Source organism: Streptomyces sp. NPDC002896, assembly GCF_040295225.1.
In the GTDB taxonomy this organism is placed as follows: domain Bacteria; phylum Actinomycetota; class Actinomycetes; order Streptomycetales; family Streptomycetaceae; genus Streptomyces.
In genome coordinates, this window is record NZ_JBEOVA010000075.1 from 1 (window position 1) to 13,048 (window position 13,048).

General features: G+C 69.1%; 15 protein-coding genes and 2 pseudogenes. 6 read left to right on the top strand and 11 right to left on the bottom strand.

Annotated elements, in window-relative coordinates; translation table 11 throughout:
* The first annotated feature begins 297 nt into the window (after positions 1–297).
* Positions 298–1,239, top strand: coding sequence for an IS5 family transposase (locus ABT009_RS46520; RefSeq protein ID WP_502990101.1), 942 nt, complete (start codon positions 298–300; stop codon positions 1,237–1,239).
* Here the strand turns inward: ABT009_RS46520 and ABT009_RS46525 are convergent.
* Positions 1,211–1,681, bottom strand: coding sequence for a hypothetical protein (locus tag ABT009_RS46525; RefSeq protein WP_351309239.1), 471 nt, complete (start codon positions 1,679–1,681; stop codon positions 1,211–1,213). The genes ABT009_RS46520 and ABT009_RS46525 overlap by 29 nt on opposite strands.
* 304 nt (positions 1,682–1,985) lie before the next feature.
* Here ABT009_RS46525 and ABT009_RS46530 point away from each other — a divergent pair, with 304 nt between their 5' ends.
* Positions 1,986–3,098 (top strand): ABC transporter substrate-binding protein, encoded by a 1,113-nt coding sequence (locus ABT009_RS46530; protein WP_502990103.1) that lies wholly within the window; start codon positions 1,986–1,988, stop codon positions 3,096–3,098.
* A gap of 865 nt (positions 3,099–3,963) precedes the next feature.
* Here ABT009_RS46530 and ABT009_RS46535 read toward each other — a convergent pair.
* From ABT009_RS46535 to ABT009_RS46575, 9 genes and pseudogenes are all read right to left on the bottom strand, one after another.
* Positions 3,964–4,182, bottom strand: a complete 219-nt coding sequence (locus ABT009_RS46535; protein WP_351309277.1) for a Rossmann-fold NAD(P)-binding domain-containing protein — start codon at positions 4,180–4,182, stop codon at positions 3,964–3,966.
* A gap of 19 nt (positions 4,183–4,201) precedes the next feature.
* Positions 4,202–4,546: pseudogene (locus ABT009_RS47670) on the bottom strand (TetR/AcrR family transcriptional regulator); the annotation flags it as partial.
* Positions 4,543–5,379 carry an LLM class flavin-dependent oxidoreductase gene (locus ABT009_RS46545; protein WP_351309271.1) on the bottom strand — a complete coding sequence of 279 codons (837 nt, stop codon included), beginning with the start codon at positions 5,377–5,379 and terminating at the stop codon, positions 4,543–4,545. The pseudogene ABT009_RS47670 and the gene ABT009_RS46545, both read right to left, overlap by 4 nt.
* The gene (locus ABT009_RS46550; protein ID WP_351309241.1) at positions 5,349–5,579 is read right to left on the bottom strand and encodes an LLM class flavin-dependent oxidoreductase; all 231 of its coding nucleotides are present in this window, start codon (positions 5,577–5,579) and stop codon (positions 5,349–5,351) included. The genes ABT009_RS46545 and ABT009_RS46550 overlap by 31 nt, the downstream gene beginning before the upstream one ends.
* A 66-nt stretch (positions 5,580–5,645) precedes the next feature.
* Complete coding sequence (locus ABT009_RS46555) at positions 5,646–6,284, bottom strand: NAD(P)-dependent oxidoreductase (protein WP_351309244.1); 639 nt, start codon at positions 6,282–6,284, stop codon at positions 5,646–5,648.
* Complete coding sequence (locus ABT009_RS46560) at positions 6,284–7,219, bottom strand: VOC family protein (protein WP_351309247.1); 936 nt, start codon at positions 7,217–7,219, stop codon at positions 6,284–6,286. Before ABT009_RS46560 ends, ABT009_RS46555 begins: the two co-directional genes overlap by 1 nt.
* 60 nt (positions 7,220–7,279) lie before the next feature.
* Entirely contained in the window at positions 7,280–7,651 is a 372-nt protein-coding gene (locus ABT009_RS46565) for a DoxX family protein (RefSeq protein WP_351309250.1), read from the bottom strand.
* A gap of 79 nt (positions 7,652–7,730) precedes the next feature.
* Positions 7,731–8,411, bottom strand: a complete 681-nt coding sequence (locus ABT009_RS46570) for an SDR family NAD(P)-dependent oxidoreductase (protein ID WP_351309253.1) — start codon at positions 8,409–8,411, stop codon at positions 7,731–7,733.
* Between the two features lie 53 nt (positions 8,412–8,464).
* Positions 8,465–9,403, bottom strand: coding sequence for an NADP-dependent oxidoreductase (locus ABT009_RS46575; protein ID WP_351309256.1), 939 nt, complete (start codon positions 9,401–9,403; stop codon positions 8,465–8,467).
* Between the two features lie 99 nt (positions 9,404–9,502).
* On the opposite strand from ABT009_RS46575, the gene ABT009_RS46580 reads away from it, so the two are divergent.
* Entirely contained in the window at positions 9,503–10,192 is a 690-nt protein-coding gene (locus ABT009_RS46580) for a TetR/AcrR family transcriptional regulator (protein ID WP_351309259.1), read from the top strand.
* A 69-nt stretch (positions 10,193–10,261) separates the two neighbouring features.
* Positions 10,262–11,035: pseudogene (locus ABT009_RS46585) on the top strand (aldo/keto reductase); the annotation flags it as partial.
* 75 nt (positions 11,036–11,110) lie between these two features.
* On the opposite strand, the gene ABT009_RS46590 reads toward ABT009_RS46585, so the two are convergent.
* Positions 11,111–12,028 carry an RNA polymerase sigma-70 factor gene (locus ABT009_RS46590; RefSeq protein ID WP_502990104.1) on the bottom strand — a complete coding sequence of 306 codons (918 nt, stop codon included), beginning with the start codon at positions 12,026–12,028 and terminating at the stop codon, positions 11,111–11,113.
* Positions 12,029–12,223: 195 nt separating this feature from the next.
* Between ABT009_RS46590 and ABT009_RS46595 the strand changes: the two genes are divergently transcribed.
* Both ABT009_RS46595 and ABT009_RS46600 read left to right on the top strand, forming a co-directional pair.
* A complete protein-coding gene (locus tag ABT009_RS46595; RefSeq protein ID WP_351309262.1) occupies positions 12,224–12,703 on the top strand; it encodes a carboxymuconolactone decarboxylase family protein in 480 nt (159 codons plus the stop codon).
* A gap of 110 nt (positions 12,704–12,813) precedes the next feature.
* Positions 12,814–12,963, top strand: coding sequence for a hypothetical protein (locus tag ABT009_RS46600; protein ID WP_351309265.1), 150 nt, complete (start codon positions 12,814–12,816; stop codon positions 12,961–12,963).
* Positions 12,964–13,048 lie beyond the last annotated feature (85 nt).

Below are 13,048 nucleotides of genomic sequence, written 5' to 3' on the forward strand. Positions count from 1 at the left end.
CTCAAGTCCCTCGCCGACTACCTCGCCAGGATCGCCCCACCCAACAGTCAAACCGGAACCGACTAACCCTCAGGATTTCCGGCGCAGCACACTAGGTGCCGAGCAGCAGCCCGCGCAGCGTCTCGATGGCCGGGGTGAACGGCTTGTTTCTTGAGAGGCCTTCCGCTTACCGTTCGACAGGCTTGATCAGTCGAACACGGTTCCTGTTCGGGTGATCTCTCGGCGGCCGCGGCATAACGGCAGGGCCTCCTGGTAGCTCGGGGTTGCGATCCCAACCGAGCAGCACCAGGAGGCCCTGTGTCGCAGTCTTTCGTGCTCGCGTCCGCGGAGTCCAACGCGCCGTCACCGGAGTGTGACTGCCTCGCGCACAGGTTCGGCAACGCGGCAGACGGTCCGGAGCGCGTCCGGTGTTATGGCTCCGACCTGACGGAGGCGGAGTGGCAGGTCGTCCGGCCATTGCTGCCGGTGCCTGCGTGGCTTCAGGGGCGGGGCGGTCGGCCGGAGAGCTTCTGCCACCGCGTGATGCTGGACGCGGTGCGCTATGTGGTCGACAACGGCGTCAAGTGGGCCAACCTTCCTGCGGACTTCCCACCGTATCGGCGAGTGCACGCCTTCGCCCGCCGCTGGCAAGTCACGGGCCTGCTTGCCGAGCTCCACGACCGGCTGCGCGACAGGGTGCGCCGGAAGGAGGGCCGCTCACCGGACCCGACGGCCGCGATCGTGGACTCGCAGTCGGTGCGGGCGGCAGCGAATATCCCGCGCTCAACGTCCGGCTGGGACGGCGGAAAGAAGGTGGGAGGCCGCAAGCGGCACCTGGTGGTGGACTGTCTCGGCCTGGTTCTGGCGGTGGTGGTGACCGCGGCGAGCGTGCAGGACCGGGACGCGGGAGTGCCGCTGCTTGAGCGGCTGCGCACGCTGTATTTCTCCGTCCGCCTCGTCTGGGCGGACGGCGGCTATGCGGGCCGGCTGGTGGACTGGGCGGCCGAGAAGTGCCGGCTCACCCTGGAGATCGTCAAACGCTCTGACGACACGGCGGGGTTCGTGGTGCTTCCGCGCAGGTGGGTGGTGGAGAGAACGCTGAGCTGGTTGATGCGTTCGCGTCGCCTAGTGCGTGACCACGAGACGCTGCCCGCCATGCACGAGGCCATGGTGTTGTGGTCCATGACCATGCTCATGAGTCGCCGACTGGCCGGACGCCGCCGGGGTGCTTTCAGCCAGCCGGGGTCGCAAGCGCGGTGAACACCCCCGGCCGCACCTGCAGGATCCAACCCCGTTCCACCAGGCGTTTCGCCTTCGACCGCAGCCCCTCGACCTTCGCCGGAACTGCTTCCAGGCCCAAAGACACGGCCAACTGCTGACACCGCAAACCTGCCCGGCCCGCGTCCGACTCCAGTACCTCCACGATGCGTTGGTAATCCGGTGCCAGGACGGACGCCGCCATGCCCTCGATCCGGTGCGGCACCACCGATCCCGCCACCGCCCTTGGCGCCGGCCCCGCTGCCGCCAAGGGCGGCTCGGTCAGCACCTCGGTTACCGTGACCCGGGCATCCACCAGACGCTGAAGTGCACGTTCCGCCTCACCGAGCGCGGCCTGCACCCGCTCGGCCTCCTCCCGCAGCCCCGCCACCTCTTCCCGGATCTTCTTCTCCCGGGCCTCCAGCAGACCAAGCACCGACGCCACCAGCCACCTCCACGAACCAGATGAGCGGACGAATCACGCCCATCTCTCCCGTCACCGGCCGGAGTTCATGCCCGCCGACCCCGAACTAAACGATCACGTTCGGAAAGCGGATGGCGTCTGAAGCCTGGCAGCTCAGCGAACAAATAATCGGTTGCCTGTTGGCGATGGTGGTGGATGCAATGTCCGGCATGGTCACCCAGGTGCGCCCGCCACGGCGAGATGAGATGAACGCGTACTACCGGGCCTTGCCACTCTGCGATCCGGGCAAACTGCAACCGAATCGGCACACGGGAGACGCCAACGCATGAATACGCCACCATCGCCACCTGGAGCGGAGCGGACTGACGGATCATCCGTCCAGATCGGCGCTCTCGTTCCGCTAACTCGGCCTGGCTGGGTCGAGGCAGGCCAACACTTGCTCGCTGGACTCGAGCTGGCCGTTCGCGAAGTAAATGACGCCGGCGGGATCGTCGGAAGACCACTCGAGCTGGTGGTCCGAGACACCGCGGCTGATCCACAGAGGGCCGCGGCGGCCGTAGATGAATTGGCTCGCCTGGGCGTGGCTGCCTTGGCGGGGGAATATCACAGCGTCGTTGCTCGCGCCGCTGCCGCCAGGGCCGACGCCCTCGGCCTGCCGTTCCTCTGCTCGTCAGCGGTTCTCGACGCGCTCACCGAACAGCCGACGGAATGGGTCGCGCGCCTCTCCCCGCCGCAGTCCCGCGGCTGGCAGGTCTACGCGGACTTCCTCCTCAGCGCGGGCCACAGTCGTATCGCCGTTGCGGCCCAGCCGAGTGTCTACTGGGCAACGGGGACCCGCATTCTGCGGGACTACCTCGCTCCACGCGGCGGCACCGTCATCGAACTCGACATGAGCGCGGTCACCCCCGCGGCCGTGTGCGACGAACTCGTCGACCATCGCGCGACAGCCCTCCTTCTTCTGGTCGGCCACCCGGAGCCGGCAGTGTCGATCGTCAAGTCTGTCCGCCGCGACCAGCGCCTCGCCGAGATCATGATCGGTGCTCCGGCCGGACAACCGGAGTTCGCCGAATGGGCGACGTTGCTGGGCGACGACAGCGCCGCGATCCCGTTCTTGCGCTACCTGCCCGAGCGCCTCAGCCCACTCGGTGCACGAGTCGAGAAGGCCCTCCGCGAGCGGCTGGCCGAAGCGCCCTCCTTCGTCGCCTTCGAGGGCTACGACACGGTCGCCGTCCTCGCCGATGTGCTGCGTTCTCACGGCGCGGACCGGGCGCGCACTGCCGAATCCTGGCCGCGCGTTGCAGTCGAAGGCACCCGCGGGCAGATCCAGTTCTCCCGCACGCCAAGCATCAGCGTTTGGCAATGGGCTTGGACGCCAATCCAAGTCGTTGATCGAGATCCGGCGGAACCCGATCGCTTTCGGATCCTTCACGCCAGCTGAGAGAGCACGGAGGTCCGACTGCCCAGATCCGTCCGAACTTGAGGGCTGTCTACCTGTCTACGTGTTAATACGGGCTCTCAGCTTCGCGGCGGGGGCCCCGACCGCATTCTCAGACTATCGCGCGGCAGCCGGCGCTAGCCCGGGGCAGCCCAGAGAAGGCCAGCAGTCGGACCGGCATCAAGATCAATCTCAGCGCCAACCGCGGTTCCACCCCCGACGCAGGAGTACGCCGGCAAAGCCCACGATCCCGTGGTGTGCGTGTGCCGAAGGTCCGACGACGGGCCAGACCTGGGTGATGGGGTTCCGGCCGCCGAAAGGGCTGCGTGACGAGCCCGGGCAGCTCGCCGCAGTCGAGGGGCGCACGCCCACGGACGCTCTCATCGAGGACATGCGCGACTGGGTGCGCGCAAGAAGCGACACGAGCACCAGGCGGCGGAAGATCAGGCGGGTGACGCCTGATTCCCTCATCGCGTCAGGCATCGCGTACGACCTCGACGGGAGAGGGGAAAGCTGGCGCCGGGCGGACGTGTGCTGCCGGGTGAGTTAGCGAGGTGCGGGTTCTGCGCCCGCGGACGCCCGTCAAGGAGTGGCTTCTGCTCTGGGGAGTGGGACCACGCAGGCGTCTGTGCCGGAGGCAGCCAGGGCTGCGTTCTCAAGGGCCAGAAGATTGATGGCTGCCGCGTAGCTCTGGAGGCGTTCTTCCAGTTCAGCGCAGTACTCGATCAGCTTCTCGTGCTTGCGCTTGAGCTCATCGTGCTCGCTGAGACACTTCGCGAAGGACTTCGGAGTGGATCCTTGGGCCGCAGCGGGCCGCAGCGGCGGCCAGACCGCCGCCGGCGCTTTGGCCGCCGATGCCCGGTCGGGGTCAGCCGGTGACGGATTCGGATATGCGGCGCCACTTCTCGTCGGACTCGGCGAGGTCCTGGGCGGCGGCCCGGGCGTACTGCACAGCGTCGGCACCGAGGAGGATGCGGACCGGAGTGTCGTCGCGGCCCGCGAGGTCGCGTACGACCCGGGCGACCTTGGCGGGGTCGGAGGCTTCCGCGCCTGGCCGCAGACGGCCGGGCGTGGGTCCACACCGCACCTACTACCATGATCGCCTGAGAGCATAACTGCTCCGCCCGCTCGCCAAGTTCCGGCAGATACACGCGCGCCAGCGCAGCCAGGTCAGCAACCTTGCCGACCTCCGCCCGCTTGTAGCGGGCAGCGACTTCAGCGGAGACGTTGTGCTTCAGAACCCCCGCCTGCGCGCTGAACAGGTCGCACAGCACCCGGCGTTCCGCCAAGGACTGGGTCAAGACCTCGGCGAACGCCTCGACCCGCTGAGCGACAGACGCCCCCGAGTCGATACCGGCGGCCAGCTGCTCAGGCAGCTCGGCCGTCCACTGCTTCCACGCGTCCCAGGGGTGAAGGCGAAGCAGGCACGCCCTGCTTCGGTGTGTGGTCAGGTGGGGGTTTCCCGGCGGATGGCGGGGGCGACTTCGGTGGCGAGGAGTTCGATGGAGTCGTTGACCATGCCGGGAGGCATGCCGCCGAAGTCGATCTGCCCCATGAAGCGGTCGATGCCGAGGAGTTCGCGTTCGGTGAGGATCTTGTCGATGACTTCCTGGGGGCTGCCGGTCATGAGTGCGCCGAACGGGCCGGAGACGGCTTCGAACTGGTCGGGGCTGACGAGCCAGCCGCGGCCACCGGGGGTCTTGGGGCGCAGGTACTCGCGGTAGTAGGGGTAGAGGTCCTTGCGGGCGTCTTGGGAGGTCTTGCCGACGTAGAAGTGGCTGGTGACGCCGAGGCGGAGCGTGTCGGCGGTGTGGCCTGCGGCTTGGCCGAGGGTGCGGTAGTGGTCGGTGAGGGCGAGGGCGCGGCGGATGTCGCCGCCGATGAGGCCGAGGACCATGGGCAGGCCGAGGCGGGCGGCGCGCTCCGCGCTGGACGGGGTGCCGCCCACCCCGAGCCACAGCGGCAGGCGGTCCTGCTGGGGGCGGGGCGGTACGGAGAGGTCGTTGAGGGCGGGGCGGTGGCGGCCGGTCCAGGTGACGTTCTCGTGGTCGCGGATGGCGAGCAGGAGGTCGAGTTTCTCGGCGAAGACGTCGTCGTAGTGGGCGGGATCGACGCCGAAGAGGGTGAAGGCCTCGAGGAAGGCGCTGCGTCCGGCGATGATCTCGGCGCGTCCGTTGCTGAGGTGGTCCAGGGAGGCGAAGTCCTGGTGGAGGCGGACGGGGTCGAGGGTGGACAGGACGGAGACCGCGCTGGTCAGGCGGATGTTCGTGGTGGCCTGGGCGATGGCGCGGCCAGGGGTATGGCGGGGTTGGCGACGGAGAAGTCCGGGCTGTGGTGTTCGCCGAGGCCGAAGACGTCGAGGCCGGCCTGGTCGGCGGCGATGGCGTAGGAGACGATCTCGCGGGTGCGGCGGGCAGCGTCGTGGAGGCGGCCGGTAGCGGGGTCGGTCTGCAGGTCGGACAGGGACAGGATGCCGAGTTCCACGGCACGCTCCTCACGAGAGAGAGCGGTGCCGGCTGCCGGCGGCGGGGCCGGCACCGCTGGGGTGGGTCAGTTGCTGATGGCGGGCATGGCCCGCTGGTAGCGGGTGTCGGTGAGCTGGGAGACGAGGAAGACGGCGATGTCGGCGCGGCTCATGGCGGAGCCGACACGGTCGTGGCCGAGGAAACCGGAACGGACCTGGCCGGTGGCCGCCTTGTCGGTGGGGTTCGTGATGCGGGCGATGGTGTAGTCAAGGTCCGAGCTGGTGACGGCCTCGGTCATGCCCTTCAACTCCGTGAGGGCGTTGGGGAACATCAGCTTCGCCATGACGGGCAGCACCTTGTGCTTCCAGTGCGGCTTGTCCCGCGGGTCGGTCAGGGAGGGGGTGGCCAGGCCGATGAACCGCGCCAGCTTCTGCACGCGCATGACGTCGACGATCGTGCGCGTGCCGTCGGTGAGCGGGGTGCCGGTCGCCGAGCGTTTCAGGGACGGGCCGAGCGCGCTGATGACCGCGTCCGCACCGGTGACGGCCCGCTCGACCGCGGCGCGGTCGGACAGCTGCCCAATGACGATGGCCAGTTGGGGGTGGGTGAGGGCGAACTTGCCCGGGCTGCGCACCAGGGCGGTGACGTGATGCCCTGCATCCAGTAGCTGCTGGACGACCAGGCGGCCGATGCCGCCGGTGGCGCCGAATACGGTGACACGCATCAGGTGTTCCTTGCCGTCGGGGTGGTGAGGGGACGGACGCTGGGGGCCCAGCCGTCGGCGACGAACTTGTGCCCCCAGGCTTCGGAGGTGGAGGGGCTGGTCTGCACGCAGTCGTCCGGGAGAAGTTCGCCGCCGGCGCCGAACTCGATGTCGAAGCCGGTGGGCGAGCGCATGTAGAAGGAGATGAGGGTGTCGGACATGTGCCGGCCCAGCGTGACCGTGACGGGGATGTCCTCGCGTTCCTGCACCAGGTCCCAGGCACGGCCGACGTCGTCGAGGTGAGTGGACTCGATCGCTATGTGCTGCACGCCCTTCATGCCGGGCACGCCGACGTAGCCCAGGCAGTGGGTGCGCGGGTTGCAGCGGTAGAACTGCGGGCCCGACACGCTCCCGTCCGGAGCGGTGGCGGTCCAGCCGCCGAACAGCTCCAGGCCGAGCACGCCGGTGGTGAACTCCTCCAAATCCTTGGTGATTTCGGGGACGACGAACACGACGTGCCCCACCCCGTCGACGCCGGCGACGAAGGAGCCGGCCATCGGCTTGCCCGGCAGGAACGACCCGGCGGTGAAGGTCGGGCCGTAGTAGATCTCGTGCGGGAAGCCGAAAGGGTCCTCGAAGCGGGCCAGGCCCTGCACCTGCCGCTGTGCGCAGTCCGCGGGGTTTCCGAGGCTGGGGGTGTAGCCCTGGTCGGTCAGCTCCGCGACGGCCTCGGTGAAGGCGGCCTTGTCCGCCAGTTCCCAGCCCACGTAGGCGAGGCGGTCTTCCTCGCCGGGGTGGATGGACAGGCGGCGGTGGCGGTCGTCCATCCGCAGGTGCACGGCGCCGTCGGCGCCGCGCTCACCGACCTGCAGGCCGAAGACCTCCGGGCCGAACGTCAGCCACTCCTCGAAGCGAGGGGATTCGAATCCGAGGTAGCCCAGCGCGTGGATCTTCACGTCTTGCCTCCTTGACAGACAGCAGTTGGGGGGAGAGGTGAGGCGTGCAAGAGGAGAGGGTCAGAAGCTGTAGGGGCCGAAGCGGCCCCAGGCCACCAGGGCGGCCAGGATCAGCAGGACGACGTTGAATCCGATCGCCGGCGGCTCCTTGCGGCGGGCATGGGTGAGTGCGGCCAGCACCATCACCACGGCCAGGCCGGTCGCGGCCAGCGGGGTCAGGACGGTGGCGATGCCGGTGGCCGCGGGCAGGATCAGCCCGAGCCCGGCCGCCAGTTCGACGATGCCGATGAAGCGGACGGTGCCCGCGGAGACATCGTTGACCCAGGGCAGCTTGTCGGCCAGCTTCTCCTTGGGCTGGGTGGACTTCATGACGCCGGCCATGCCGAACATGACGGCCAGGACTACCTGCACGATCCACAGGAAGACATTCACAGCACACGATCCTTCGAGATCCGGATGACGGAGGGTCGGGGCGAGGCGCGGCGGGCGGCTTCGCCGGGATGCGGGAGGGTCAGCCGTTGAAGACGGCTTCGGCGCGGTCGCGGGCCTCGTGCAGCTCCCAGTACAGGGGAGCGATCTGCTCGGGAGTTGCGGTAGGGAAGCCTGCGGGTCCGCCCTCGCCGATCCACACGTTGATCGCGACATGGGCAGCGTGGACGCCGCTCCCGGACAGTTCCTTGCTCAGGTTGGTCACCCAGTTACGCAGGGCGCCGCCGGCGGCGTTGACGTTGCCGAGCATGGGGACGGGGTCCACCGAGCCGCCGCCGGTGGTGAACAGCAGCGTCCCGGCGCCCGCCTCGCGCATCGCGGGCAGCACCATGCGGGCGGCTTCGACGGCGCCGTAGAAGGTGTACTCGATCTGCGGCTGCAGGTTCTCCACCGTGGACTGCGACGGCATGGCCTGGGTGAAGCCGGGCACCGGGGAGTGCGGTGCTGGGGAGTACTCCAGCACGTCGATCCGGCCGAAGTGGTCCTTCGCCGCCTCCAGGGCGGCGGCGAGTGACGGCCGGTCGAGGACGTCGGCGGGGAAGCCTGCGGCGGTGATGCCTTCTGCGGCGAGTTGCTCGACCAGGGTGTCCAGCTTGTGCTTGGTGCGGGCGATCAGCGCGACGTCGAAGCCGCGGCTGCCGAAGGTGCGGGCGATGGCCAGGCCCATGCCGGGGCCGGCGCCGATGATGGCGATGGTGGGCACGATCAGAACTCTTTCCGTGGTGCAGGTGCGATTGGGGCAGGTGAGAGGAGGCGTCAGGAGCAGGTGACGGCGATCTTGCCGAGGGCTCCGGCGTCGAACGCGGCGAACGCCTCCGGCGCCTGCGCCAGCAGGTAGGTGGCGGTGACCGGCACCCGCAGCGCGCCGGAGGCGGCCTGCTCGGCCAGCGCGGACAGGGTCTGAGCGTTCGGGTCAGCCATGATCGAGTGGACGGTGACGCCGGAGCCGTCGACGGCGTCCTGGGTCAAACCAAGGGTGGACGCGATCCGGCCGCCCGGCCTGAGCAGCCCGGCCAGCTGGGCGCCGTCGCCCGCCAGATGCACGACCGTGTCCACGCCCTCGGGTGCGAGCGCGCGGACCTGGGCGGCCAGGTCGCCGGTGAAGTCCACCACGGCGACGTCGGCGTCGGTCAGACCCGTGACGAAGTCGGCCTCCGCGCCCGGGCGGGCGGTGGCGATCACGCGGGCGCCGCGGGCGGCGGCAAGCTGGACCGCCAGGGCACCCACCCCGCCGGTGGCACCGGAGACGAGCACCGTCTCGCCCTTGTCCGGGGCGACGGCGTCCACGCTGTTCAGGGCAGCGGTGCCGGCCAGGCCCAGCGCGCCCGCGTCGGCCACGGCCAGGCCCTCGGGGACGGTGGTGACGCCGTAGGCGGCCTGGACGGTCACGTACTCGGCCAGCGACCCGGTGCCCAGGTGCGGCTTCATCACCACACCGAAAACCGCATCCCCAACCGCGAAGCCCTCCGCCCCGTCCCCGAGCGCTTCGATGGTTCCCGCGAAGTCCTTGCCGACCACCAGCGGGAACCGGTGCTCCATCATCCCTTGCAAATAGCCGGCCGCAGTCGCGGCGTCGAAGCCGTTCACCGACGACACCGCCACCTTCACCAGCAACTCCCCCGCCTGCGGGCGCGGAGCCTCTACTTCGGCCACGGCTGGAGCCGCCGGAACCTCGCTCAGCGCGACAGCACGCATGACAACACCTTCCGATAACTGGAACGGCCTTCCCGTTTCCGTGTTGCCTAGCGTAACAACAGAACTGGGCCGCTTGTTCCACTTAGGTAGGGTGGAGGCATGACACACACTGCAGCCACCGACGAAACCCTTGGTCGCACACCCGAAACGGGGCTGCGTGCGGACGCCGAACGCAACCGCGACCGCATCCTGGCCGCCGCCCGCCACCTGTTCGCCCGCGAAGGACTCGGCGTCTCCATGGCCGCCGTCGCCCGCGATGCCGGCGTGGGCAAAGCCACCCTCTCCCGCCGCTTCGCCACCCGCGACGACCTCATCAACGCCGTCTTCGCTGACCGCATGGACGCCTACGCCGCAGCCGTCACCGAAGCCCTCGCCGACCCCGACCCCTGGCACGGCTTCACCGGCTACATCCACACCGTCTGCGCCATGCAGGCCGCCGACCGCGGCTTCGCCGACGTCCTCACCATGACCTTCCCCGCCGCCAAAGCCCTTGAGGCCCGACGCATCGAGGCCTACAACGGCTTCCTCGAAGTCATCGCCCGCGCCAAAGCCAGCGGCCAGCTTCGCGAAGACTTCACCAGCCAGGACCTCGTCATCCTGCTCATGGCCAACGCTGGCGTCATCAACGCCGCAGGCGACGCCGCCCCCGACACCTGGCACCGCCTCGTCGCCCACATGCTCCGCTCCTACGCCGCCCCGGGCACCCCACTCCCCCCACTCCCCGACGCACCCCAGCCCACCGCCCTCTACCGCGCCATGGTCCGCATGACCCGCCCCGCCACCCACTGACAAGGCGGCCAACCGGCCGCGGCCCGAAACGCCGCACTAGGGACGCAGCCCTCCCTCGCGCTCGACGCGATGAACTTCGGCGAGATCGGGCGCACCACCCAGGACGAGGCCACCGCTATCGTCGATGCCGCTCTCGAGGGCGGGATCAACCTCATCGACACCACCGACATGTACAGCGGCGGCGCGTCGGAAGACATGGTCGGCAAAGCCATCGCCGGCCGCCGCGACGACATCGTGCTGGCCACGAAGGCGAGCACGCCCATGGGCGACGAGCCCAACCATCAGGGCAGTTCGCGCCGCTGGCTGGTCACCGAGCTGGACAACAGCCTGCGCCGTCTCGGTGTCGACCACGTCGATCTCTACCAGATCCACCGGTGGGACCCGAGCACCAGCGACGAGGAGACCCTGTCGGCTCTGACCGACCTGCAGCGCGCGGGAAAGATCCGCTACTTCGGCTCCTCGACCTTCCCCGCATACCGCATCGTGCAAGCCCAGTGGGCCGCCCGCGAGCATCACCTGAGCCGTTACGTCACCGAACAGCCCAGCTACTCGATCCTGCAGCGCGGGATCGAGACCCACGTGCTGCCCGTGACCGAGCAGTACGGGCTCGGCGTGCTGGTGTGGAGCCCGCTGGCTTCGGGCTGGCTGTCAGGCGCGATCCACGAGGGCCAGGAAATCACCACCAGCCGCTCGACGTTCATGCCGGAACGCTTCGACACCGCCGTCCCCTCCAACCGGGCCATGCTCGACGCGGTCGAGCAGCTGGCCAAGGTCACCGCCGAGACCGGGCCGACCATGATCCAGCTCGCGCTCGGATTCGTGACTGCGCATCCCGCCCGAACGCAGTGACCATCGACAGTCGGATGCCAGGGCGAGACAACACGCTAACCTCCTGCTGCTGTCAAGAAGACCTCGGGCTTAGCGGCGCAAGGTGGTCTCCCGCTCCAGATGCGACAGCTTCTCCGGATTGCGCACGGCGTAGAGCCCGGTGATGAGTCCGTCGTCGATGCGCATCGCCATGACGGTGTCGATCTCGCCGCCCAGCCGGACGATCAGCGCCGGGTCGCCGTTGACCTGTGTCGGCTGCAGCGACATCGCGGCGGCGATCCTGCCCAGCACGTGGGCCACCTGGTCGGCCCCCACGACGGGCGCCCGTGCGGCCTGCACCACTCCGCCGCCATCGGTCAGCAGGACGACGTCCGGCGCGAGGATGTCGAGCAGGCGTTGCAGGTCGCCCGTTTCGACCGCCCGCTGGAACGCCTCGACGGTGCGGCGAGTCTCAGCAGCGGAAGCGACCCCGCGCGGTCGGCGCGCGGCGACGTGGGCCCGTGCCCGGTGGGCGATCTGGCGGACCGCGGCCGGGCTCTTGTCGACGGCTTCGGCGATCTCGTCGTAGGCCAGGTCGAACACCTCTCGCAGTACGAACACCGCCCGCTCGGTCGGGGTGAGGGTCTCCAGCACCAGCAGCATTGCCATCGAGACGCTGTCGGCCAACTCGACGTCCTCGGCCACGTCCGGCGCGGTCAGCAGCGGCTCGGGCAGCCAGGGGCCGACGTAGGACTCCTTGCGCCGGCCGAGCGTACGCAGATGGCTCAGCGCCTGCCGCGTAGTGATCTGGACCAGGAACGCACGCTGATCCCGCACGGTGTCGAGATCGACGCCCACCCACCGCAACCAGGTCTCCTGCAGAACATCCTCGGCGTCGGCGGCCGAGCCGAGCATCTCGTACGCGACGGTGAACAGCAGGTTGCGGTAGGCGACGAACGCCTCGGTGACGCCGTCCATGCGGTCGCCACGAGCGACCGGCTCGGATGTGTCCCTTGTCCAGTCGCTCATAGTTCGGTCGTCCATCGCCGGCTCCTGCCCGTTCGCTCTCGACTGCGCCGTACACCAGACGCCGGCCCCCACCGCTTTGTGACACCCGCGCCGGTGACGCACGCCACATCACCGCGCCGTCACAAGGATCGGGCCTTCGGCATCTTGTGTTCGTCCAGTGCAGCAGCACGCAACACCACGAGTGAGGACGACGTCATGGCACCCCGTTTCAACCTGTTCGACAGCCCGACCGCCGCGAAGATCGCCAAGCGGTTCTACAACACCTCGTTGGCCCTGGAAGGGTCGACGCTGCCGAAGACCCTGCGGGAACTGGTGCAGCTGCGGGTCGGCCAGATCAACGGCTGCGGTTTCTGCGTCGACGTCCACACCAAGGAGGCCGCGGCCGCCGGTGAAACCCCGCTCCGGCTCAACCTGGTCGCCGCCTGGCGACACAGCACTGTGTTCACCGAGGCCGAGCGGGCCGCGCTGGCGCTCGCTGAGGAAGGCACCCGGCTCGGCGACCACGGCGTGTCCGACGAGACCTGGGCCGAGGTGCGCAAGCACTACGACGACGACCAGGTCGGGGCGCTGGTCTGCCTGGTCTCCCTGATCAACGCGGCCACCCGGATGAACGTGATCGTGCACAACCCCGGGGGTGCGTACGAGCCCGGCATGTTCGCCAGTACGTCGAGCTGACCGGCAGGCGAAACGCGGCCCGTCCCAGGATCGTTCGATCCGGGCCGGGCCTGCGCATGCCACAGACGACAAGGATTCGCACCGTCCCTTCCTACGAAAGGAATCGTCAGATGGCCTACCAGGTGGTGGCGATCTTCAAGCTGGACCCGGCCAACGTGGCCGAGGAGGTGCGCCGCGCCGAGACCACCGCGGCGGCGCTGCGCGAACAGGGCGGCTTGTTCGACGTGATGAAGCGTCTCTGGAACTCTGTGTGTGCCTGAGTGATTCAGGCTTTTCGGGCGCGGCGTGGCCGTGTGCTGCCGGGTCCGAACCTCGTGGGGAGGTCGTGGACTTGTGTGGCACGCA